Source organism: Paenibacillus sp. FSL W7-1088 (assembly GCF_037969855.1).
Lineage (GTDB): Bacteria > Bacillota > Bacilli > Paenibacillales > Paenibacillaceae > Paenibacillus.
The window spans coordinates 2742403-2764812 of sequence record NZ_CP150216.1 but is presented as its reverse complement, the minus strand read 5'-3'; the positions used below and the strand labels follow the sequence as shown (position 1 = coordinate 2764812).

Annotated in this window: 25 protein-coding genes and 1 pseudogene; 1 reads left to right on the top strand and 25 read right to left on the bottom strand. The window is 40.3% G+C overall.

Annotation, left to right across the window (positions count from 1 at the left end):
- Positions 1 to 216 precede the first annotated feature (216 nt).
- The 23 genes and pseudogenes from MKY42_RS12770 to MKY42_RS12660 form a co-directional block, all read right to left on the bottom strand.
- Positions 217 to 744: a YfiT family bacillithiol transferase gene (locus tag MKY42_RS12770; protein WP_339851441.1), complete on the bottom strand. Its 528-nt coding sequence runs from the start codon at positions 742 to 744 to the stop codon at positions 217 to 219.
- 237 nt (positions 745 to 981) lie between these two features.
- Entirely contained in the window at positions 982 to 1548 is a 567-nt protein-coding gene (locus tag MKY42_RS12765) for a histidine phosphatase family protein (RefSeq protein ID WP_090896295.1), read from the bottom strand.
- Between the two features lie 190 nt (positions 1549 to 1738).
- Entirely contained in the window at positions 1739 to 2290 is a 552-nt protein-coding gene (locus MKY42_RS12760; RefSeq protein WP_090896292.1) for a 2'-5' RNA ligase family protein, read from the bottom strand.
- A 113-nt stretch (positions 2291 to 2403) separates the two neighbouring features.
- A complete protein-coding gene (locus tag MKY42_RS12755) occupies positions 2404 to 3339 on the bottom strand; it encodes an acetamidase/formamidase family protein (RefSeq protein ID WP_339851436.1) in 936 nt (311 codons plus the stop codon).
- Positions 3340 to 3574: 235 nt separating this feature from the next.
- On the bottom strand, positions 3575 to 4162 hold the full coding sequence (locus tag MKY42_RS12750; protein WP_090896287.1) for a histidine phosphatase family protein: 588 nt from the start codon (positions 4160 to 4162) through the stop codon (positions 3575 to 3577).
- A 223-nt stretch (positions 4163 to 4385) separates the two neighbouring features.
- Positions 4386 to 4763 carry a VOC family protein gene (locus MKY42_RS12745; RefSeq protein ID WP_090896284.1) on the bottom strand — a complete coding sequence of 126 codons (378 nt, stop codon included), beginning with the start codon at positions 4761 to 4763 and terminating at the stop codon, positions 4386 to 4388.
- 245 nt (positions 4764 to 5008) lie between these two features.
- A complete protein-coding gene (locus tag MKY42_RS12740; RefSeq protein WP_090896280.1) occupies positions 5009 to 5662 on the bottom strand; it encodes a lysozyme inhibitor LprI family protein in 654 nt (217 codons plus the stop codon).
- 194 nt (positions 5663 to 5856) lie between these two features.
- Positions 5857 to 6377: pseudogene (locus tag MKY42_RS12735) on the bottom strand (GNAT family N-acetyltransferase); the annotation flags it as partial.
- Positions 6378 to 6592: 215 nt separating this feature from the next.
- Positions 6593 to 7198, bottom strand: a complete 606-nt coding sequence (locus MKY42_RS12730) for a GrpB family protein (RefSeq protein WP_257031446.1) — start codon at positions 7196 to 7198, stop codon at positions 6593 to 6595.
- A gap of 157 nt (positions 7199 to 7355) precedes the next feature.
- A complete protein-coding gene (locus MKY42_RS12725; RefSeq protein ID WP_179265126.1) occupies positions 7356 to 7784 on the bottom strand; it encodes an NUDIX hydrolase in 429 nt (142 codons plus the stop codon).
- A gap of 248 nt (positions 7785 to 8032) precedes the next feature.
- Positions 8033 to 8908, bottom strand: a complete 876-nt coding sequence (locus MKY42_RS12720; RefSeq protein ID WP_179265127.1) for an alpha/beta hydrolase — start codon at positions 8906 to 8908, stop codon at positions 8033 to 8035.
- A gap of 254 nt (positions 8909 to 9162) precedes the next feature.
- Positions 9163 to 9570, bottom strand: coding sequence for a hypothetical protein (locus tag MKY42_RS12715; RefSeq protein ID WP_179265128.1), 408 nt, complete (start codon positions 9568 to 9570; stop codon positions 9163 to 9165).
- A 209-nt stretch (positions 9571 to 9779) separates the two neighbouring features.
- Positions 9780 to 10451 (bottom strand): hypothetical protein, encoded by a 672-nt coding sequence (locus MKY42_RS12710; protein ID WP_090896266.1) that lies wholly within the window; start codon positions 10449 to 10451, stop codon positions 9780 to 9782.
- 143 nt (positions 10452 to 10594) lie between these two features.
- Positions 10595 to 11161: a hypothetical protein gene (locus MKY42_RS12705; RefSeq protein WP_179265129.1), complete on the bottom strand. Its 567-nt coding sequence runs from the start codon at positions 11159 to 11161 to the stop codon at positions 10595 to 10597.
- A 230-nt stretch (positions 11162 to 11391) separates the two neighbouring features.
- A complete protein-coding gene (locus MKY42_RS12700; RefSeq protein ID WP_244192865.1) occupies positions 11392 to 11919 on the bottom strand; it encodes an AAA family ATPase in 528 nt (175 codons plus the stop codon).
- 219 nt (positions 11920 to 12138) lie between these two features.
- Positions 12139 to 13134, bottom strand: coding sequence for a phosphotransferase (locus tag MKY42_RS12695; RefSeq protein ID WP_090896256.1), 996 nt, complete (start codon positions 13132 to 13134; stop codon positions 12139 to 12141).
- A 130-nt stretch (positions 13135 to 13264) separates the two neighbouring features.
- Positions 13265 to 14203, bottom strand: a complete 939-nt coding sequence (locus MKY42_RS12690; protein ID WP_090896251.1) for a Cthe_2314 family HEPN domain-containing protein — start codon at positions 14201 to 14203, stop codon at positions 13265 to 13267.
- A gap of 210 nt (positions 14204 to 14413) precedes the next feature.
- Positions 14414 to 15511, bottom strand: a complete 1098-nt coding sequence (locus tag MKY42_RS12685; RefSeq protein WP_339851426.1) for a Gfo/Idh/MocA family oxidoreductase — start codon at positions 15509 to 15511, stop codon at positions 14414 to 14416.
- Positions 15512 to 15600: 89 nt separating this feature from the next.
- Entirely contained in the window at positions 15601 to 16773 is a 1173-nt protein-coding gene (locus MKY42_RS12680; RefSeq protein ID WP_090896243.1) for a Gfo/Idh/MocA family oxidoreductase, read from the bottom strand.
- Positions 16770 to 17684, bottom strand: a complete 915-nt coding sequence (locus tag MKY42_RS12675; RefSeq protein WP_090896239.1) for a sugar phosphate isomerase/epimerase family protein — start codon at positions 17682 to 17684, stop codon at positions 16770 to 16772. The genes MKY42_RS12680 and MKY42_RS12675 overlap by 4 nt, the downstream gene beginning before the upstream one ends.
- 231 nt (positions 17685 to 17915) lie before the next feature.
- Positions 17916 to 18413: a metallophosphoesterase gene (locus MKY42_RS12670; protein ID WP_090896234.1), complete on the bottom strand. Its 498-nt coding sequence runs from the start codon at positions 18411 to 18413 to the stop codon at positions 17916 to 17918.
- 36 nt (positions 18414 to 18449) lie between these two features.
- Complete coding sequence (locus MKY42_RS12665; protein WP_090896231.1) at positions 18450 to 18884, bottom strand: Rrf2 family transcriptional regulator; 435 nt, start codon at positions 18882 to 18884, stop codon at positions 18450 to 18452.
- Between the two features lie 62 nt (positions 18885 to 18946).
- The gene (locus MKY42_RS12660; protein ID WP_024630343.1) at positions 18947 to 19324 is read right to left on the bottom strand and encodes a DivIVA domain-containing protein; all 378 of its coding nucleotides are present in this window, start codon (positions 19322 to 19324) and stop codon (positions 18947 to 18949) included.
- Positions 19325 to 19531: 207 nt separating this feature from the next.
- Here MKY42_RS12660 and MKY42_RS12655 point away from each other — a divergent pair, with 207 nt between their 5' ends.
- The gene (locus MKY42_RS12655; protein ID WP_179265133.1) at positions 19532 to 20098 is read left to right on the top strand and encodes a TraR/DksA C4-type zinc finger protein; all 567 of its coding nucleotides are present in this window, start codon (positions 19532 to 19534) and stop codon (positions 20096 to 20098) included.
- 157 nt (positions 20099 to 20255) lie between these two features.
- Here the strand turns inward: MKY42_RS12655 and MKY42_RS12650 are convergent, their stop codons facing one another.
- A complete protein-coding gene (locus tag MKY42_RS12650; RefSeq protein ID WP_339851408.1) occupies positions 20256 to 20939 on the bottom strand; it encodes a helix-turn-helix domain-containing protein in 684 nt (227 codons plus the stop codon).
- Positions 20940 to 21049: 110 nt separating this feature from the next.
- Positions 21050 to 22336, bottom strand: a complete 1287-nt coding sequence (locus MKY42_RS12645; protein WP_339851405.1) for an MFS transporter — start codon at positions 22334 to 22336, stop codon at positions 21050 to 21052.
- Positions 22337 to 22410: the final 74 nt, after the last annotated feature.

Sequence of the window (22410 nt, the reverse complement as noted above, 5' to 3'; positions counted from 1 at the left end):
TTTTGACTAGACTTAGAATTTCATATATTTTGTTCAGCTTTCTGGTATTCATGACATCCTACTGATTTAAGGCTCCTTTTAAGGGCCGACCGCGATGCGGTTAGTTGGTGCAGATGTATTTGCTAAATTCGATTCACAGTCGGTTGAGCGTTGACCAAGGGCCGCTGATGTTAGGCGTAGTTGTTGTCTTCTTTAAAAAACTTACAAATTACCATTTTACCAACCTTTTGATATGATTAGTGATTCAATTTGTGCAGTGTGATGGCGGTTATGCCATATAAACCTTTGAAGTGCTATATCTAATGTTATTACGCCTAGAACTTGGGTTCTTAGCTTCCTCTGAAAGTCATCAGGAGTTAGATTATTGAGAAGAATAATAAAGCGTTCGTGGAGTATTTCTAGCAATCGAATTGAATTTTCATTTGGTATATTCCTGTAATCTATGAGTTTTGCCCATAGGTCTTCTCGATATGAATTAGCTAGGGGCTCATCTTCAGTTAATGCCCTCTTAAACCTGATATAGGCATTCATATCATTATCAGCTAGATGATGAATGATTTGATTTATAGTCCATCCATCAGGACGATAAGTTGTATTTAGTTGATCAGAGTCAAGGCTCATGTATATTTCTTTTAAAGTACTTGTAATTAGTGGAATCTGATTAATCAAGTTTGATCGTTCTTTACAAGTTAGGTTATGACGTGGACTAAATTGTCCAATGGGATACTGCTTATTTGTGTCCACTTCAATTATTTCTCCTTCCTCAACAGTCAGAAATTAAGCATAACATCGTTGTATCTACTCCCCAAAAAGATTAAAGTAGCGTATTCGACTGGGTGGATCGCCACTTGGCATCACAGGGTTGTCTGCCTGATCATACATCACCGAATTGCTTCGTGGGGGACCAAAGGGAGCTTGTCCTCCGCAGCGTGAATGCGCTATCAAGTGATGTCACATTCCTCCTTGATGACCTTAGGTGATCTAATCATTCCACATTCTTGTTACTTCTTCTAATTCTAAGTCTTCGAATTGCATTTTATAAATATCTGGTTTCTTTAATTGATTCAAAAACTCCAAACCAAAAGCTGAATCAAAATGATTCATCATCAAAGTCATTACAAGACCATGAGTTCCGATGGCTATTTTCTTCCCTCTGTTCTCTTTTAGAAAGGGTTTTAGAACTGAGATTGCTCTTTTCTGACAATCCGCATTGGACTCTCCACCCGGCAAGGTATAATCAAAATCGTTAAAACTCTCTCTGATACTAGACATTAACTCTGCATTTTCAATATTATAAGATGCAAAATGTCGTTCTCTAAGATCTTCAAATACTTTAATATCTAACTTTAAGTTTTCGGCCAATCCCTCAACACTCAGAATTGCTCGAGTATAAGGACTTGATATAATCATGTCTATTCCTTCACCTATAAGTAACTTCGTTACTTTTTCAATATCGATCTTTCCTTTTGGGGTAAGCCCTCTTGTTCTTTCATTTCCTTCGTTGTATGGTGATTCTCCATGCCTAACCATATAGATAATTGTCTTCATACAAGCCTCCTTTAGATGCTTTCATTAAATGTCACACTATGATTTCACATAAAGTTGATATATTCGCGACGTCCATTCCCCCCTGTATTCATGACCCAGCGAATGCTGGGGTGTCCGACTCATTGTCGGATTCAGGGCGAATACCTGCAGCGTGAATATTATGTTATATGAAGTACCTAATCTCTTTAAATTAACTCACAAAAGATTGTTCAAATATGGTTATATTTCTGTTCCCTTCTTCTGACAGTTCAATCCTCACTAAACTCATTCTTTCTATGATTCCTTCCATAGGTTCAAATTCATTTACTACATCATGAATTCCCTTAGCGATCGCTTCTCTACTTAATTGTGTTCCCAGGGTACAATGTGGATTCCATTGATTTGGGCTATAATATATACTCGCTTGATTATTATATTTGTCTAACTTCTTATAATAGTCCTTATGTATACGTTGAAGTTCGTCCGTTATGGTCGGCGCTAAAAATATCGTTCCCGAGGTCGGAAAGGTAGCTACGATATCAAATCGTAAACGAAGAGGAGAAACATTATCAAAATAGATTTGCAGTTTTTCTTTAAATCCTTCCAAATTGGATATATCCTTATATACAGCAAGCGTGATATGGGGACTTAAGTTCTCAAATCTATTCATAAAATGACTGATTCCCTCTTTGTCAAAATGCATCCATACTTTTCTGACGTATTCATCGAATTCTTTGTTGAAGAATAATTCTACAGCATACAAGCGAACCCTCACCTTTCTTTTTTATTCCTATTCATTGCACAATCGTATGACTAAAGACGCAGCTTGAATGCGGTGTTATAAAATGTTGGCGTCCTCTTCGAGTTACGTTCGAATCACTTCAAAATTCCATGTGGTAGACAGGCATGTACCCCTTTAACCCCATTTACAATTTGCGTTATACGTAGATCAACAACTGAACTCCCTAAAGCAATAGCTTCAACACGATTTAAACCATACAACTCCCCCATCAAGGTAAGCATTCCATCTAAAGCTTGAACGGTTGCTTCATTAAGATCTTCATGAAACCCAAAAGTAACCCAACCTGCGGGAGTGTTAGCTCGGGGGTTTAACAGATCTATCCCTTCAATCAAATTTACAGTTATATCAACAACTTCCATGGGACATTCAATAGCTTGGCAACTGATTTCTCCATCCCCTTGCAAAGCATGTCCATCTCCAATAGCAAGGTAACCCCCATCGACAGAAATAGGAAGATACAATTTGCTGCCTTTCACAAGCTCTTTACAATCCATATTTCCACCACAATATCGTGGTGGCCAAGTAGAGTGAATTCCTATGTCATCTGGAGGCATTCCAATAACGCCCATGAACGGTCGTAACGAAACTGAGAAGGAATCGCCATTGATTTCACATACTCCCACCATGGATTTATTATCGAGTTTCCAATCAAGGCTAATTTCCTTATATTCGGTCAAATGTAACTTCTGGTTTTGCCAATTAGGATATTGACCTGCAGCAGTAAAACCATATTGCCCAGGTATAATATCATTAAACTCAACCTCTAAAGTCATGCCTTTCTTAGCATCTTCAATATAAATAGGTCCCACCAAGGCGTGACCTCCATCCATTTTTTCTTTTCTTGAAAATGGCTTCCTTCTTTCACTATTACTTTTCCCGGTACCCCAACCTGCGTCTAATGTTTCAAAACGTATGGAATCACCCGATGACACCGAAAGGATAGGAGTTACTTCTTTAGTAAATGAACCAATTAGTGATTCTTGGGATAATTCAATTTTGTGTACTACCATAATATCGCCTCCAATGGGCTTATTATCTTTAGGCCAATTTCGTATGACGTTTCGTATTTGCGATGTCACCGACGTAAGTCTCCGTCAGGAGCCCCGTGATGCAGTTAGTCGGTGAAGATGTGTCCGGCTGCTTTCACTTCCTCGCTACTGAAAATCTAGCCCCGAATATTCCTCTAACTTCTGCCGGACCGAGGGGCAAATGCCCCGAAGCTTGAATATGGTGTTATCAGATGGATTAGCCTTCTTTGATATTACCCTCAAGATGTTTGGTACAGTTATGCAGTTCACATGTCCATTGATTATCTATTTTCTTTAAAATAGTTATTGATGTATTGCCAAAATCTTTTGTAGGAAAATCAGGAACTAAATTGATAAAGTTAAATTGAATTAAGGCACCATGAGAAACCACCAACACCTTTTCACCTTGGTGCTTCATCATTATTTCTTCTAAAAACTCTTCACCTCTCTTTTGGACTTTCTCAATCGGCTCAAGTCCAAGATCTAATTCTATCCAACCTGTTCCCCACTTTTCTATTCGTTCCTCTTCAGTAGTACCTTCAATCAATCCTCCGGACCTTTCCCGAAGACGATCATCAAGGTGAATATCAACTCCGATAGCACTCCCTACAATAAGAGCAGTTTGCTTTGCTCTTGCTAAAGTACTTGAATAGATATGATTCCAATCTTCTGATCTTAATCTCGTTGCTAAAAGTTCTGCTTGATTAATCCCATCCTGATCCAGCGAAATATCAGAGTTACCCTGTGCTCGTCCTTCTTTATTCCAACTCGTGCTGCCATGCCTTATCAGTGCTATAGTCGCCATATAGTGCTCCTTCAAATTTAAAATATAGATTTGCGTATCTTTACGATAACGTTATTTCATTCAGGAGCCCTCACCGCCTTAAGGAAATCTGAGAGGGTTAGATAGATCTTATCTTAGCCTCCCAGATCATCCGGCCGCGATAGCGACCCTCCGCGTGAATGCGGTGTTATATAATAATGCTGGCCCCTTCTTGAGATACTTACAAATTCTCTTTATATTGCGGTTAATCTTTTGGTTGAAATGCCCCTAACTCATTTCCAAATGGGTCTGTAAACTTAATTACCCATCCAAACCCATGATCTTCATATAGTCTTATCTTTACATCATGTGTTTGTAACGTTGTGTGTAATAATTCAATGTCCTTTGTTAGAAACATAAATGATGGCATAGGAAAACCATCATTGGACAACCATAATGTCTTATCATTTTTCGAACTGAAGTGAAGCATCAGTACGGGGCCTGAATTGAATTTCATCCATGCTGCGTGAGGATAAACTGTCAGTGTTTCTAACCCTAACACTTCACTGTACCATCCTACTGCCTGATCAACGTCTTTAACAGGTATTTGAACATGATCAACATTCTCAATCAAGTTATTCAAAGAGCTTCCCTCCTGGGTTTCGTGTTTTTCAGGGTTTAGCCAGTTTCATATAACGTTCTTGTATTCACGAAACGAGCCAGACTTAGATAGCACTTATCTTAGGCTGACTCGTTTGTTGTCTGAGTGTTCTTCCATGATTATACATCTGACAACCAAGGAGTGGTAGCCCGCAACATGAATACATTGTTATGCGCAGTTACTGTCTTCGAGGCATCACCTATTAACCTTTGATCAAGATTCCAACTCTATTTTTTACTTTGGTATAAAAACTCAACTTCACCATCTAGCAAATATCGATATTCAAATAATTGCATTGTTCTTTCCTTAATTCTCTCCCGTATAACCGTGCCTAGGCTTACCGATCCTTGTGATCCAAGGTAACCATTATTAATAAATGTCTTCTCTACAAATTTTGTTTCCTTTAAGTGATACTGTAACCATTCTTTCTGCGATTCGATTAGTGCTTCTCTTGGTTCTCTATCCAACTTAGAAAGAAGCTTTTTATATATTTGATTCAACTCTTTATCCCAAATCTCTGTATATTTGCTTTCCAACGCCCCCCATCCCATTGCTGTAATAATCTCTTTGGAATTTTGAGCTTCATTAAATTCCACTTCATAATCATGATCTATAGGATTTCGAAGCATCTCATCATAAAATTCTCCTTTCAATTCATAGTTCCCAATGCTCATGGATAAAACATCATTGTTAGAAGGATCTGATCGACCTTCCGTTATTTCTTTCAGTTCAGTTCCATTACCTGTACTCACTACATCAGGAGGCAGTTCAGAATTCATTATTATTTTAGTTTCGCTATTCAAAGTAGTCGATTGACTGCTATTTTGACAAGATGAAAACATTATCGTAATAAAAAATAAGAAGAGTATCTTACCTTTCATAAATTATCTCCTTAAATATTATCTTTAATATTTATCGGTAATGGCGCGTAACGTTTCTGTATTCATGAACCCCAAAGGAGTTGTCTGCTGTAATGCCTCTTCACAAAATCCATCCCCGTAGACCAAGGCTCCGTAAGGAGCCGAAACTTGAATATGTTGTTAGGCACAGTACCCTCTTCTTTAAGTAGCTTATAAATCTCTATCCAAAATCTATTTAGTATGTTTCCGTCTTCTTCTATAAAATCTTTATCCCTTAATCCGCCATTCTTAATAATTGTCTTTTTTGATGCTTCATTAATATCATCACATACTAAAAGCACCTTCAATATTCCCAGTCTTTTACTTTCAAATAAAGCCAGTCTTAAAAGCTCTGAAGCATATCCCTTCCGCCTTTCCGACGGTCTGATTCCATAGCCAATATGTCCTCCACTATGAAATAGTTTATCTGTCAATTCGTGTCTAATATTTACTGCCCCTACAACCATCTGATTTGCTACTAGCCAATAAGTTGAATTGGCAACAAAGCCATTTATATTAATGCCTTGTTTGTTATTGTTAAGCCATGTTATCATGTCTTCAAAGTTTTCTGGATCTTTCTCAATCACCATGGAACCATATCTTCTCCACTTTGTTTCCATTCCTGATAAAAACTCAAATAGGAGTCTTTCAGTTCAATACTCGGATTAGATAAAACCAACTGATCGTTCAACAGCATTGTCTCCTTTCCATTGCATTTAGGGTGTTACGCCTAACGTTCTTACATTTACGAACCCGAGAGGCTTAAGGCGCAAACGCGCCGGGTCCGACGGACTTAGCCTCGCAGGGTTGTCTGCCTGATACGACTTCCTCGAAATACCTCTGGCAATCCAAGGGACGTTAGCTCCACAGCGCGAATACAATGTATCCGATGTTTTCGTCCCCTTGAGCTACCTACAAAGTCTTTCCACATTCATTAAGTACTTTATTTACAAATTCGGTCTTCCCATCCGTATAAGACTGGCGATTTTCTCTATATTTAATAACCAGTTCTTTCTTTAGATTGGCATATTCGACTACAAATTCGGGATTGCTAATTAATGCATCTCTGAAGGATATATGTCTTAATAACTCTTTGCTCTCTTTATTACAAACATATAAATGATGTTCAGGTTTCTGTATTTTTACTATACTATAGGGAACATTTGCATCTTTTCTTGCAAAAGCTTCTCTGTGCTCAACACCCAAATTCCCTTCATGATAGTAACCTAATCTTTCTAATCCTTGAATTACATCTGGAAGCAAGTCCATAGAATCAATTACTACATCAATATCTAAAATAGGTTTTGCCGCTAGTCCAGGTACTGCTGTACTACCAACGTGCTCAATTCTAAGTACTAGATCCCCGAGTCTATGTTCTATGATGGATTTCAGATCAGAAAACATTTCAGACCATTCAGTGTTGTAATCTTCAATAATTATTGTTTTTTTACTCATTCTTGAGATGCCCCCAAAAAATAAAGTATTTGTGAAGATTTCAGCTAATGTTTCTGTATTCACGACGTCCATTCCCCTTAGATAGCTCTATCTAAGGGAAATGGATGTATCTGCCCGATTCTTCTTCCTCGAAAACACTCCTGGCAGATCAAGGGACGAGTGGTCTGCAGTGCGAATATTTTGTTATATGAAGGATAGCCGTCTCGAACAACTCACAAAATTACTTATTGCCTTCGTTAAAATATGTTATTTCATATCCATCTATTAATCTTCTTAATCCATCTTTATAATAAGGCATTAATTTTTCAGCCTTCTCTAATTCAATCCAAGCTATCTCAGAAATTTCATTAGGTCTAACTATTTCTTCATTCCCACCGATTACCTCACCTTTAAATGTTATAAATATTACATGTTCTTCTTTTTTCGGAAATTTACATTCATTTACTGCCACTATTCCATGAACTTTAATATCTAGTCCAGTTTCTTCTTTAGCTTCCCTTATCGCTGCTTGGTCTAATGCTTCTCCTCTTTCAACAGCCCCGCCTGGAAGTGACCATCGGTCACTAGAATCATCTACATTCCTTACCATTAATATTTTGGAATTGGTTGGATCAGTAATTAAGGAATAAGCTACATCGACTCTGATCATTGTGTTTGACTTCCCTTCTGATTTAGATCTGAATTACCGTGTTCACGACGTCCCACCGACTTAAGCGAACGATATTTAGCGGCCGCGATGTGGTTAGTCGGTGCAGATGTGTCCACTGAATCTGCTTTACTGCTACTATAATCCCGTCCCGAATCCACTTCTAAATTCTGCGGGCCAAGGGGGCGTAGTCCCCCGATGCGTGAACATTGTTATGTTTCAGCCTTCTTGAGTTTACCCAAGGGTTTCTCTTATTTCAAAAATTCTATTATTTCCTTGTTTATAACATCCGCTTGTTCATGATTAATCGCATGTCCAGCGTCTTCAATGATCTTGTACATAATATTGTTATCTTCTAATCTCTTAATTGCTTTCGGATAATTTGATAATCTATCGTATTTGCCAATTAAGAATAACACCTTATCTTTTAGAGCAAAAATTTCATGATTCGCATGTATTTCTATTTTGTGCTTCATCATTGATTGATTGTTAAAATATTTCAACAAATAATACCAATGCTTCATTAGATCTTCATTCTCTTCAAAGACAGAATAGTTTGGACCACTTAATTTTCTCAATAACTTTTTGCAATTTTTCTCCGTTGGAAATAAAGCTTCTGGTAGAAATGCAGTCATCATTTTGGATATAACTTCAAACTGACTCGAAGGAATCCTTCCAGCCATGCATATCGCCTTTTCAACTTTATTTGGTCTCTTTAATGCGTAATAATAAGATAAATATGCACCATAAGAAACCCCAGCAATATTTGTTCTATGTATTTCTGAGCTAGCTAACAGTTCGTCAATCCATACTATTTGATTGAAATGCTTATAATAATTGTCATTTGGTTCGCTTTTTCCTGAACCTCCTACAGCATCAACAGCAATTATAAAGAATTTTCCCGACAACATTCTAATATTGTAAATCCACATCATTGCTGAATTATCAGCAGTCCCATGAAAAAGTAATAGTGGAGGGAGTGTTGGGTCTCCTACTCTAATAATATGCGTACTACCAAATGTTGTTTCAATATCCTTTTCTTCAAAATCGATTCCCCATGATTTTAGTAATTTATCGTAGGATTCATAAATCAATTGCTTACCTACTGATTTATTATATCTTTCCATCTCTGTTCTCCTTTCATATTCATGATTTGCTGCAATTTCTTATAACGTTCCTGTATTCACGACGTCCCACCAACTTAAGGCTCCGTCAATAGACGACCGCGATGCGGTTAGGTTTGCAGTGTTGTTCGCCAGAACCCCACTTCTCTGAAATCCCTCGGGCGAACCGAGGGCCGAATGGCACGATGCGTGAATATGTTGTCCCGACTTCTTCGATCCACATCTACATTCTCATTTCATTGCACTCTACAAAACTGTTATTTTTCTTTATAGTCATTTGCTGCCTCTTTAATTTCTTCATTTTTTGAATTAATTCCCAATTCAATTCCCCAATTTAGTAATTTGGGAATTGCCTCTGAAAGTAGCTCTAACAATCTACGATACTCCCATTCATCATCAAGACAAATTGCTGTTTTAGCTACATTAGGAAGATGTTCTATTAGCCAATCAGAAGGAATTGTTTTAATCTTTTTCCTGGCTATTTCAATTGGGTGGGTATTTTGTGGCTGGCAAGCCCATTCAATAAGGATAGTGAGTATTTTTATTCCAAGCCCCGTAGGGATACGTTCAATATCTTCTAGTCTAGTTGATATATTAGGAGATATTTGATTAATTTCATAATCTATTTTCAGTTCTTGCCATGATGCCATACCATTATTCATCATCCTTCCCTCCTAATACATTCATCCTCAATTGGAACTTAGATCTCCGGGATTGCATATAACGTTATTGTACCTACGAACCCTCACTGCGTTAAAGGAGCATATGCGACTGGCCGCGACGCGGTTAGGCTGTGCATGGTTGTCTGCTGATTCCCTTCTTCGAAAATTCCTCGGCAGACCAAGGAGCAATGCGACACGGCGTAGATATCGTGTTATGTGCTGTTACTTGCCCTCTTCGAATTCGCCAATAAAGTTCTTGCTTTATAAAATATCCAGGTACTAGTCAATGACTCTTTATCTTTGTGAACTGCTACTTTATTCAAGAAAAAAAAATCTGATAAGGATACGCTTATCTTGGCTATTGGTGTTACAAATTCATTGCAAATCCACTCATCAAATTGCACTTTCCCATGTCCAGACATATGAAATTTATCTCTAGGTAGTATGTACAGCATGCCATCCGTCCAAGGATTATTATTAATTGTAGATTCATTTATCGAATAATAATGATACTTTTTGTTTCGCCCTATAATACATCCATTTCGAAAACTCCCAATTAATGCACTTCGATTAAATACTGAATAGAAAATAGACCATAATGGTTCTGTCGTTGCAAACACAGCTGTCGTTAGTTCATTGTTGTACAACGTCTGCTTACGTGGTTCAAATCTTTCAATATTGCCATCATTAGAACCGTGAAACACGTATTTTCCATTCAATGATAAATAATGTAGAAAACGGTGCTTGGGGTATTGTAAAGAATAATCAATTAATCGTCCTTCATTAACTGATTTTGATAACTCTTCATATTCTTCAATCTCTTCCTTAGTAAAAACAATGGTGGGAGATTGATACATTAATATCGATATAATAACTGAAATCATCTATGGAAATATCCCTCCCCATTAAACTTGTAAGTAATTGCAGATAACGTTTCTGTATTCATGAACCCCAAAGGAGGTGTCTGCTGAAATTCCTCTTTGAAATCCAACCGCAGACCGACGCTCGAATATTATGTTAAGTGAAGTTACTGCTCTAATTTCTTTAATTCAATTTTTTGTTTTAGGTTTTTTGAGAACTCTCGTATCGAATTCTCAACATTTCCTGTATATTCTATTTCTGTTGCCATCTCAAAGATCTCTTCTTCTAAAATCTCTTGTAAATCCTCTATACTACATGTCATTTCTTCTCCTAAAAATTCTTTTATAACTGCTTTTTGTTGGCTTTCAAAAACCAAAATCCATATCTTTCTACACTTCTCTTCTGCTCGCTCCATTAATACACGTAAAGAATCTTCGGCTTTATTTACTGATTTGATTGCATTGTTTAATTTCGCATCTTTTACATTGCCTTCTTGAGATATTTCCACCCAACTAGCTGGATAAAAACATTCAAGACTTTCATCTAAATTTGAATTCAAATTTGATAATCTTCCCCAATACTCACAAAAGTCTACGTACTCCGCAGTAATCATCTCAATGGCTTCTATCCAATCTTCTTTTTTATTGAAATCAAATGGTGTGCTTCGATGTTTCATCCCAAGTATTTGATTTAGTTGTTTGATTTTTGTTTGTTGGTCTTTTGAAATAAACATATGTATCCCTCCGTAAATAAGACTTTAGTAATTTGTGTTCAGACGTCCCACTCCCTTAAGCCCGAAGGGTGGACGCGATGCGGTTAGGAAGTTGGATGTGTCCGGCCGATTCCACTTCCTGCTGTTGAATTTGTCTCTTTGAATTCACCTCTAGCTTCTGCCGGACCGAGGGCAAATAGCACGATGCGTGAACATGGTGTTATGTGGAGTCAGTCACTTCGTTGAATTACTTATACATTGATTTTTGAAATCTTTCTTAGAATTATTCTTATAACTTCTTCTGTTTCTTTATTATCTGTGTCAATATGTTCTTCAAATTTAATATCTTTAAATGCAATTACACCCGCGTTTGTTTGCTTCTGGTACCAAACATCAAATTTATCTCCACGTTTTTCAATTCGTTTTTTGATTGTCTCTTCTGATGCTAAGAGGCAAAAATGAAAAGTATCTCGATCAATACTTCGAAATCCATTTAATATGTAGTTGAAATTTTTAGACTTATAAATTGTCATTGGAACAATAAGATGTTTCTTATACCGATTCATTAATTCTTGAGCTGTCTGTACTACAAGTATTCTCCATAGTTCTATATCCTGAAAATCATCAGTTCGTTCTTCTTCAAAGTAGATGTCTTCTGTTATGATTTTTCTCAACATATATCCAATTTCTTCAGGATCATAAATCATACTATTAGGTATTAGAGGCTGCAACTTTTGAGAAGTCGAGGTCTTTCCGGATCCAAATGACCCATTAATCATAATAATCAAGTGATCACTCCTTCTGGTTTAGGTTTACATTAAGCACTTGAATGATTTCACATAACGTTCCTGTATTCACGACGCGAGCCGACCTTAGATAGCTCTTATCTTAGGTCGGCTCGTGTGTCGTCCGGGTTATCTCCTATGATTATACATCTGGACGACCAAAGGGCGTAAGCCCCGAAGCGTGAATATAATGTTAGGCGATGCCGCATTGAACTACCTACAAAAATCCATTTCAATATAAGGGATATCATTCTTGATATTGTTCAAATAAAATTTCAACGCTTCTTTGTCCCAATCACTCCAGTTGTCATAATTATGAAAATTATAACTTCTATAAATCGCTGAAACTACTCCAAACTGCCTAAGATTAATAAAATCAGGTATTAATTTTAACCATGCTTGATCAATTGTATTTTCTTTTACATACCCATCCATGAAATTATTATAATACCTCTTGGTTATCTCTAACCTTTGTTTTCCATCTATTACCCAAGGGATCGGAATTTCATAGAATAAAGGAATAGCAATATCACTAACAAACCAACTGTATTCGGCTTCATCAAAATCAATAAAGACTACATCATCGTCTACGTTCAAATAATTCCCATGATTTAAATCTCCATGGATAATCCCATATGAATCAGTATTCTTGGGAAGCCGGCTGAGTTCATTTTTCAGAATTTCGTATTTGTCAATTACATAAGAAAGTTCCGCGGGTAAATACTTTTTCATATTGATAAGGAACTCTTTTTCATGCCATTTTCTCCTATTTAAATCATCTATTGGATTTAATTTCTTTGAAAGATTATGCATTCTTCCTGTATAATTACCAACTATTTGATAGAATAAATTGCTTTCTTCAGCAATTCTAGCCTTTCGTCCACTAGAAAACTCAAAAGAAGTTGCATAAAATTCCCCATTATCTATTTTCTCTACAAATTCCCCATCAATAGAGTTCACAGCTTTTGAAACAGATACATTATTTTTAGACAAGTAATTAATAAAATCAATTTCAGATAAAATCTCTTCTTCACTTCGATGTGATTTATGTGTTACCCGGAGAACAACACTTGTTTCATTTGACTTCCCAAAATAAACAAAGTTTTGGAACCCTTCTAAGTCTTTAAGACTTGATTCAACAATATTAAACTTTTGAGCCGCCTCATTAAGCACTTTCCAGGTAAAAAGCTCTTTAACATGCTTTTCCATAAAGTTTCTTCCTTTCTCTTCGCAATTTCGCCTAACGTTTCTGTATTCACGACCCGACGTACGTCGGGTGTCCTGCGAATGCCGGGCCAAGGGCGTATGCCCGCAGCGTGAATATTATGTTAGCTGTAGTTCAAGACTTCATTGTAATACTAATAGTTCCTTCAGGCTCATTAATTCTATGGTAAACAAATTTTACTGGTTTACAGTATTTAAGACTATGATTGTTTGCAAGCAATCTACATTCTTCACATGCTTCATCTGTATCGGATATTTCCCATATTTCATGGAGTTCTTGTAAAATAGTAATGGGTATATGCCTACCATCAGTAATTTCCCTTCCACAAAGTGTTTCAAAATGGTACTCAATTAGTATTGTCTTTTCCAACATTATCTTTTTGATTTGTTGATTGATTTTATTAAGAAATCTATGTAATTTAATAAAGTCTATAATTAAATACCTCAATTCCTTTATAGGGTGATCTGGCAATATGAAACCATCATCAGGCTGTAACATGCCATTATCACCATAGTAATGAAAAATTAGTTTGCCGTGTGGATCGCCATTATGTGCAAAAGTATTACGCAAATAATTTCTTACATACTGATGAAACGCTCCATTACAATATTTCTTTAACTCTTTAGCCAATCTTCTTTGATAAGGTTCTCGAGAACTTCTCATGGATCTTATAACATCCCAAATAGAAAGTTCATCACGCTTAAGACCTAGAGCATATGTTTCATTCAACAATTTCGCATACATATCCCAAAGAACCAATTGTCTATATACTGCATTCTCTAAATGGAATGAATAACTATCCCTATTATCAGTTTCTTCAATCGGTATTTTTATCTCTTGGGCAAATTCAATTGCATTAATTAAACAATATTCGTAATGCCTAATGAGTTTGTTCACTCTAATGACCCAGTTCAGTCCGTTCCTTACAATAAAAAGGTCTGGTGACATCATCAATATTTGCTCTTCTTTGTACAATCTATGCTCTTGAATTAAAGTGAATTTATTAATTTTTTTTAACATCAACTGATAATATTTTTGGTCTCCACCCTTCATTATTCATCCCTCATTCCATATTTCTTGAATTTCAGCTAACATCTAATTTATGTACTTCGTAAACACCACACATTTAAGTCAATTTCTGAACTACATATATAATAAACCATATTGTTCCATTTGCGAAGGTACTACAACAAACAAAAGAGCAGCCTTTACATCAGGCCGCTCTCCCCTTACATATTCTATTACTATCTCAAATAAAACCGTTTACTTCGCACCACTACTCCATACCACTCTCTCACTCATTGCCTTATCCTGAGCAATCAAGCAGAGTTCTGCCGCTTTGAACGCATGCTCCTGTGTCATTGCAATCTCTGTTCGATCGAGACAGTCCCGGATCAGTTCACCGAAGAAGGGATAACCGACCTGTCCTTTGACGCTATAACGGTATTCCCCTTCATGGTTAACCAGGTACACCTGATCGCCCTCCGGCTCTCTGGCCACGTCGATATACTTGCGCAGCTCAATGTATCCGTCCGTTCCCAAAATAACCGTGCGCCCATCGCCCCAGGTACCCAGACCATTCGGTGTGAACCAGTCTACCCGGAAGTAACCGGAAGCCCCGTTGTTGCCGATCAGTGATGCTTCGCCAAAGTCCTCCAGTTCCGGGAATTGTGGATGATTGAAGTTATTCACCCGACTGAATGCCACTTCTGCATCCGTACACGAAGCAAAGGTCAGAAACTGCTCGATTTGATGACTTCCAATATCACAAAGGATGCCGCCATACTTTTCATGCTGGAAGAACCATTCAGGCCGACCACCCGCATTCAATCGATGCGGCCCCGTTCCCATAACCTGAACAACCTTGCCGATGGCTCCCTGTTCGATCAGTTGTCCGGCATAGATCGCACTTTCTACGTGCAGACGCTCACTATAGTAGACCATGTACTTTTTCCCAGTGCGTTTAACCTCTTCACGCGCAAGGGCCAGTTGATCCAGTGTAGTAAAAGGGGCTTTGTCCGTAAAATAGTCTTTACCTGCGGCCATGACTCTCATGCCGAGTGGCGCACGTTCCGATGGTATGGCTGCTCCGGCTACGAGCTGCACTTCGTCATCGGCAAGTACATCCGCTTCAGATGCCGCAATCTGTGCCTGCGGGAACTGTTTCCGAAAAGCCTCGACTTTAGCTGGATCAGGATCGTATACCCATTTGAGTGTTGCCCCAGCCTCCACCAGCCCGCCAACCATACCGTAGATATGTCCATGGTCCAACGCCACAGCAGCAATAACAAATTCACCCGGACCGCATACGACCTCTTTTTTCACACTTTTTGGTGCATAAAACATGCCGTCTTTAGCCATACCTTCTCCACCTTTTCAATTGGATTTTCCGTTTATCGGTTCCGTTATCCTGTACACGCCTTGAGTTCAGCTTGGTGTACAAGTTCCACTTATTTAAATGTCTGTGACAGATCAGCAGGTTGACTGCTGCTGCCTGCCTTGTCTTTCTTTGTATTTGAACTGGCAATCCGCTGCTGCAAATGCGCATAGAACAAATCCTCATCGATCGGCAGATCCACCCAGTTATCGGTCCAGGTTGACAGCAACATGGCATTGGACAAGGTTAACCCATGGATACCCTCTTCTCCAGGAGCAATGAGCGGGGTCCCGTTCAGGATGGCATCGATCCAGTTGCGAATCAGGCCAGGATGTCCGGTTTCCACACCCGTAATTGGCACCTCGCATTTCCAGCATTCCGGCTGTCCGAATCCTCCGGTAAATCTTTGATTGAATTCAGGTTCGGGTTCACGAAGACGCCAGAAAGTCAACTGACCATCTTCAATGACAATTTTGCCGCGATCCCCATTGACCTCGAACCGGTTGGTGCCTGGTGCTTCACCTGTCGTGGTCACAAATACACCCGTTGCTCCATTTTCATACTCGACATATGCCGTTACATCATCTTCTACTTCAATGTTCCGGTATTTGCCGAATGAACAGAAAGCACGCATACGCACCGGCATCATACCGATGGTCCATTGCCACAGGTCCAGTTGATGAGGGTCCTGGTTGATCAGGACACCGCCCCCTTCACCAGCCCATGTTGCCCGCCAGCCGCCTGAATCATAATAGCTCTGAGAGCGATACCAGTTCGTAATAATCCAGTTGGTGCGACGTACCTCACCCAGTTCTCCCGAGGCAATCAGATCTTTGAGTTTGATATATAAAGGGTTGGTTCGCTGGTTATACATCATGGAAAATACTTTGCCGCTTGCAGCAGCCGCTTCATTCATTTTGCGTACCTGTTTGGTGTACACTCCGGCAGGTTTCTCAATCATGACATGCAGGCCATACTGAAAAGCCTGAATGGCTTTTTCGGGATGGTCATAATGCGGGGTTGCAATAATTACCGCATCAATCGTCCCTGATGACATCATCTGCTCCGCATCCTGCCAATAGGTGACTGAAGCCGGAAGGTTGCTGGATACCCAGCTCTCCATTTCTTGTCTCACATCACACACAGCCACCAGTTCTGCACCAGGTACTTCTCCTGCTACCAACGTTCTGGCATGGGCTGCACCCATATTCCCAATTCCAATAACGGCTACTCGAACCAAACTCATACCTGTACCTCCTCGTCCACACGACGTTCAATTTCGGCAAAAACATCTGCAAAATGCTGTAACATCGCCTTCGATTCCAAGACTCCGCTAAAATCCTCAATCCCGTAATATCCATCATATCCAACGGATTTGAGGTCACGGAATACTTGCAACCAGTTCACCACACCCTCGGTTAAGGGGGCCCACTGACAATGCCAGTTTGATGTTAGCGAAATTTCTGTATTTTGTTCATTCACACTGGAATTCGAATTCATGTTTGATGCATCCTTGAACCAAGCTGCATTCTTCACATGCACATGTGCCAGATAAGGTCCCAGTAATTCCAGTCCCATACGATGGTTCTCATATCCTTCATGGACCATGTTACCTGGATCATACAATACCCCTACATGCTGTGAATCCAGAGATTGCACGAGCCGATAAGCCAGTGATGCAGTGGGGGCAATCGTTTGGTGATGGGTCTCTACTACAGCTTTTACCTTATACTGTTGGGCCATCTCTTGAACCTCATTCAGATAATGCACAGCTTGCTTGTATAATTCAGGATAGCTGGTTTTGCGATCATAACCGGGAACCCCAACACGCATCATGGATGCTCCCAAGGCTTGTGCCGTTTGAAATGCTTGCTCTGTAGCAAGCAGATCTCCGCAGCTCAGATAAGGCACCAATGCAATCGATTGTCTGCCATGCTTTTTTGCCACTTCACGGAATGCAGGTACCTGTTCCTCCCACTGGTCTGGATCTATCGAGCAACGATTATGTCTCCAATAAGAAGGTTCTTCGGACAAAGCATCCGCCGGTATTCCACGATATCTCCATTCGATCCCTTCAATACCGGCTGCGGCTGCAGCAGAAGCCAATTCTTCTGCGGTCAAGTCCGGTGTGGCTACAGTGAATACAGACAATTTCATCAACATTCATCCCCTTATGTAAACGTATTCAATTAATTGTTGTAAACGCATTGTATCATTCATACGAAGGCCTCCATAGGGGGCAACGAGAAGAGATGAATGACAGATAAACAGCAGACCATATTCCCCATTCAGAGATAACTTGCAAGTTCCTTTTTGAATGCATACATAGCAAAAAGCACCCCGAATAACAGAAGATCCTTCTGATTCGAGATGCCTAATTTGCAACTTCTATTTTACATCATAAAAAACATGTTCCGCCTGCAACTTCCCTAAATGTGTCGTCATGATACCAAAAGAATATTGGGGCTGAAAGCGCCGATCCGTAGGAGAGCCCGGATTAAATATCAGCACATCATTGACCGTATGCATCACTGGAATGTGCGAGTGTCCAAAAATCACAGCATCCACCTGCTGCCCTGCAAAGGTGTGGATCGCATTCTGCTCGGTAGACTTCGATCCCAGATGACCATGTACAAGACCAAGACGCAAACCATCCGCCTCAACGATGCGGGAGAACCCGAGTTTTTGACCTATTTCAGGCGGGTCCGTATTACCTGCAACACCTTCAAGCGGTGCGTAAGCGCTGAGCAGCTTGTGTACACTCCAGTCCGACCAATCCCCGGCATGGAGAATCAGATCGGCATCTGATAGCGCCTCAACCAAGGGATCGGGTAACTTACGTGCTCTTCGAGGTAAATGAGTGTCCGAAATGACAATAATTTTCATAGTACAGCACACCTTCCCTTTCCCTTATATTACGCTTTATTCGGCATGTGATGGAAGAACTTCAAGCTGGGAACAGGAACGCTCCATATCTTCAAGTGTAATGGATGCGAAGAACTGTTCCACCTTTGATTCGGCAACCTGGTACAGATTAGTCAGAAGGCTATCGATACGAAGGCCAACATCACAATTTGGATTACAGTTACCGTGAATCGGAAACAATGGCCCTTCATCCTTGGCAGCCTGATAGATCATGGATAATGTGATTTCGCTTGAAGGCTTGGCGAGGTAAAATCCTCTTGTTCCCGGTGAGGAGTCCACAAGTCCTGCCTTTTTCAACCCGCCCAGAATACGTCTGACCACGACAGGGTTGGTATTCACACTACCTGCAATCAGTGCCGAAGTGATTCGTTCAGGCGCGCTGAAAGACAACAACAACAAACAATGCACACTGACCGAAAAATGAGTACTCATGATTAACCACCTTTTATTTGAGCATTATAATGCTGATTTTATATCATCCCAGATGTGTTGGTTTACTCGGAGAACAGGTCCTGTTCAGGACGTGCCCGGATTTTTAACTGCCGAACGCTGTATTCCAGTTGTTTCACAATATCATCCAACTGTTTGCGATCAATCTTCGTTGGATCCTCCACTGGCTTCGCCGATGACTTCAGATCCCGAATCGTTAACTGCTGTTCTTGCCACTTGTCCATCAGATCCGCTATATTGGCATAGAAACGTTCGTAATCTTTAATAACCAAATCAAGATAGGCATCCACCTCATCCGGATCATAACCACGAAGTTTATAATTGAATTGTTTTTCATGAATCGATAAAGCATCGAGCTGCACGCCCAATTGTTTGAACAATTGTCTTTGTTTGTCCAATCTTCGTTTCATATGCTCATCCATATTGACAACCCTCCATTATCAAACGCGCCGCGGTATGCATCAAGAAGATTCTTTGATACCGCCGCATTTTCTCTCTATATTTTTTATAACACATTATCCGTCAGATATAAAATCGAACGACCCTTTTTGCACACGAAACTGATTGCTTCTTATGAAATTCGGGTAAGGACTGACTACAACCCCATTGCGGGAAAGGAGCATGTCCTTATGAGTACATTAACCAAAGATCAACTTCAAGAGCTGAAAAACGCTCTTTTGGAACAACGTGAAGACCTACAGCGCCATTTTGAATCCAGCATGGAAGACGGTGCTCCAGCCGAGTCCCTGAAAGATTCAACTGGCGAGCTGTCATCATACGATAATCACCCGGCAGATGCCGGTACGGAGACGTTTGAGCGAAGCCGTGACTTGGCGATAGATGATACGTTAACCGAAGAGTTCAATCAAGTGAATGAAGCGCTGGAGCGAATCGAACAAGGAACGTATGGCACCTGTGTGACCTGTGGTAAGGATATTCCCTTTGAACGACTCGAAGCGATCCCTTACACAGCCTACTGTATCGATGATACGCCTAACCGCGAGTTAAGCAACGAACGGCCCGTTGAGGAGGAAGTCATGACGATGCCACCGAGCGGTGCCGGAGAAGTCAGACAGCGCAATGCTGGCAAGTTCGATAACGCTGACGCCTGGGAAGCCGTCGAGGAATATGGCACATCGAATTCCCCTGCAACCGCAGCCAAACGTGACGTGAAAGATTATGATGAAAACATGTAGTTTATGAACGAATTAAGAATGGTTACGCTAAAATGGTATATGTCTTCCATCATGCCAAATTACGCATGAAAAAGCCGCCAATGGCGGCTTTTTGCTTGGTTGAGCATATCATCTTTACACAAACGAAACTTTAATAAAGCCGATGAATATGCTTCGATTACTCTTCCGCCAGACCACCAGACGAGGATTCCTTCTGCTTTTTAGCAGGTCTTGACGTTTTGGCAGCGGGCTTGCCTTTATCGGGTGAAGCCTTCTTTTTCAATTTCCCTGCGGTTTCCGAAACAGGCTTATTCACCGTATCTTTGGATAGGGAACTGAATAAATGAAAGACCTCTTGTTCCGCATCATGCCTGTCTTTCGTTAAATAGGGTTCACACATCTTCGTAATGTTGTTGTACAACTGCTCTACTTCTTCGCGGCTAGCATACAACGTCATATCTGAGATAAACATACGGTCCCCGTTTTCCGCCTGATTCATAAATCTCCGACGGCTCTGCTCAAACATTTCATTTAACAACTTGAAGGTTTCGGAACGAAATACTTCCTTCAAAGGTGAATTCTCTTCGTCTTCGTTACGGAGCTGAATTTCCCCCTTGAAGGGCTCGTAATATTTGGCGATAATTCCATTAATTTCACGAGTGGATACGATGGTGAGCAGACCGATTTTCTCCAGTTTTTTCACATGATAATGTACCTTGGCTGGTACTTCGCCCATCTGGTCTGCAACCTCTTTAACCGTAGAGGGTCTGCCCTGTTTATTAAACATATTCAAGATCTGTATCCGATACGGATCGGAGTAGACCTTGATTTCTTCAATCGTTGAAAGTACTTTGCGCTGCATACCTGTATCCTCATTTCCGGGGTACCTGTTGCCCATCATGTGTATATTATACCGTCCGAACAGGGTTTCGGTCAAAACAGGCTGAAGATAACAGGCTCCAGGAAGCCTTATTATAGAACCGTGCGGAAAGTCTTGCTCAGAAGCACCAGCGCGGCTGACATGGCAAGCATAACACCAAACACAATAAACAGAATCGGCAATGCCACCCAATCGGCAAGGGCTCCTGAAACCAAGCTCCCTAAAGGAGCAACACTGACGACGAGCATACTTTGAAGAGCATACACCCTCCCAAGCATATCGGAAGGCGTAACTTCCATCAGATAGGATGCAAGGGGTGTAGTAGCGAGTGGAATTCCCATGCCCATCATCAGACAAAAGACAGCAGCAACAGGCAGCTGGTAGGACGTCATGTAAGCCGGGAGTGCAGTCATGGCATAACTGAGCCCCAACATGACAATGCCGACGATGACCAGCACACTTTTACGGTAATTCGATCCTCGGTGAGACAGCCACAAGCCACTCAGTACCATGCCTGCCACAATCAGCCCACTGAGTAGACTTAACCCTCCTGCTCCGGCGTGCAATGTTTCAATGACATATGGCGTGCGAAGAACATTGAATGGCATCAGACAAAAGTTAACAAAGGCAAACAGAATGGAGACGATCAGTAACAACACATGTTTATGCATAAAATGAAAGGCTTCTGTCATTTCAGAAAATATACTTTTTCTTGCTGGAGGAGAATCAGATGATTCTAATGTTTTATTTTCATTGTTAGATGATGTTTGAGTTTTCGGGTACCCCACACGGCTCATCAGGAGTGCACTTAAGGCAAACAAGCCCGCATCGATCAATATCGTCCACGTGATCCCTGCCGTTGCAATTAACGTGCCCGCTACTGCAAGTCCTGCGAGCTCTGCAACCCGGGTTGCAGATGAGGCCATGGCGTTACCAGACAACAGCATTGATTTGGGAAGTAATCGCGGTACAGTGGATACCTCTGCGGGTGACGCAAAACATTCCAGAAGGGAATTCAAAATAGTGATGACGAACAGATGCCAGACTTGCAGTTCACCCAGACCAAACAATAGTGCTGTAATGCCAACAAATAATCCTCGGCAGGTATTCGTCAGCACAATCACCTTTTTGGGAGACATGCGGTCAACCAGTGCGCCGACAAACAGCCCCAGAAAGATACTCGGCAAAAAGTTAACAGCCAGCAATGTTCCCATCAGCAGCTTTGAACCTGTCAAAATGTACACCATCCAGCTATAGGCAATGGAATCAATCGAATCGCCAAATCTGGATACGACCTTGCTCACCATAAACTGAACATAAGGTTTAATCCGAATTAATTCTCCGATCCCTTGTTTGTGTGCGACTGTACCTTCGCTCATGATTACTCCGCCTCTCAACGTGAAAATATTTTTAATGTTAATTTTATTTTAACGTATGATATGCGAAAATCAAC

What these genes read in the sequence shown, in the direction of transcription:
- MKY42_RS12765 (WP_090896295.1), bottom strand. Translation starts at nt 1,548, where the DNA reads ATGAAGACAATTATCTATATGGTTAGGCATGGAGAATCACCATACAAC.
- MKY42_RS12755 (WP_339851436.1), bottom strand. Translation starts at nt 3,339, where the DNA reads ATGGTAGTACACAAAATTGAATTATCCCAAGAATCACTAATTGGTTCA.
- MKY42_RS12750 (WP_090896287.1), bottom strand. Translation starts at nt 4,162, where the DNA reads ATGGCGACTATAGCACTGATAAGGCATGGCAGCACGAGTTGGAATAAA.
- MKY42_RS12740 (WP_090896280.1), bottom strand. Translation starts at nt 5,662, where the DNA reads ATGAAAGGTAAGATACTCTTCTTATTTTTTATTACGATAATGTTTTCA.
- MKY42_RS12725 (WP_179265126.1), bottom strand. Translation starts at nt 7,784, where the DNA reads ATGATCAGAGTCGATGTAGCTTATTCCTTAATTACTGATCCAACCAAT.
- MKY42_RS12720 (WP_179265127.1), bottom strand. Translation starts at nt 8,908, where the DNA reads ATGGAAAGATATAATAAATCAGTAGGTAAGCAATTGATTTATGAATCC.
- MKY42_RS12715 (WP_179265128.1), bottom strand. Translation starts at nt 9,570, where the DNA reads ATGATGAATAATGGTATGGCATCATGGCAAGAACTGAAAATAGATTAT.
- MKY42_RS12710 (WP_090896266.1), bottom strand. Translation starts at nt 10,451, where the DNA reads ATGATTTCAGTTATTATATCGATATTAATGTATCAATCTCCCACCATT.
- MKY42_RS12705 (WP_179265129.1), bottom strand. Translation starts at nt 11,161, where the DNA reads ATGTTTATTTCAAAAGACCAACAAACAAAAATCAAACAACTAAATCAA.
- MKY42_RS12700 (WP_244192865.1), bottom strand. Translation starts at nt 11,919, where the DNA reads ATGATTAATGGGTCATTTGGATCCGGAAAGACCTCGACTTCTCAAAAG.
- MKY42_RS12695 (WP_090896256.1), bottom strand. Translation starts at nt 13,134, where the DNA reads ATGGAAAAGCATGTTAAAGAGCTTTTTACCTGGAAAGTGCTTAATGAG.
- MKY42_RS12690 (WP_090896251.1), bottom strand. Translation starts at nt 14,203, where the DNA reads ATGAAGGGTGGAGACCAAAAATATTATCAGTTGATGTTAAAAAAAATT.
- MKY42_RS12685 (WP_339851426.1), bottom strand. Translation starts at nt 15,511, where the DNA reads ATGGCTAAAGACGGCATGTTTTATGCACCAAAAAGTGTGAAAAAAGAG.
- MKY42_RS12680 (WP_090896243.1), bottom strand. Translation starts at nt 16,773, where the DNA reads ATGAGTTTGGTTCGAGTAGCCGTTATTGGAATTGGGAATATGGGTGCA.
- MKY42_RS12675 (WP_090896239.1), bottom strand. Translation starts at nt 17,684, where the DNA reads ATGAAATTGTCTGTATTCACTGTAGCCACACCGGACTTGACCGCAGAA.
- MKY42_RS12670 (WP_090896234.1), bottom strand. Translation starts at nt 18,413, where the DNA reads ATGAAAATTATTGTCATTTCGGACACTCATTTACCTCGAAGAGCACGT.
- MKY42_RS12665 (WP_090896231.1), bottom strand. Translation starts at nt 18,884, where the DNA reads ATGAGTACTCATTTTTCGGTCAGTGTGCATTGTTTGTTGTTGTTGTCT.
- MKY42_RS12660 (WP_024630343.1), bottom strand. Translation starts at nt 19,324, where the DNA reads ATGGATGAGCATATGAAACGAAGATTGGACAAACAAAGACAATTGTTC.
- MKY42_RS12655 (WP_179265133.1), top strand. Translation starts at nt 19,532, where the DNA reads ATGAGTACATTAACCAAAGATCAACTTCAAGAGCTGAAAAACGCTCTT.
- MKY42_RS12650 (WP_339851408.1), bottom strand. Translation starts at nt 20,939, where the DNA reads ATGCAGCGCAAAGTACTTTCAACGATTGAAGAAATCAAGGTCTACTCC.
- MKY42_RS12645 (WP_339851405.1), bottom strand. Translation starts at nt 22,336, where the DNA reads ATGAGCGAAGGTACAGTCGCACACAAACAAGGGATCGGAGAATTAATT.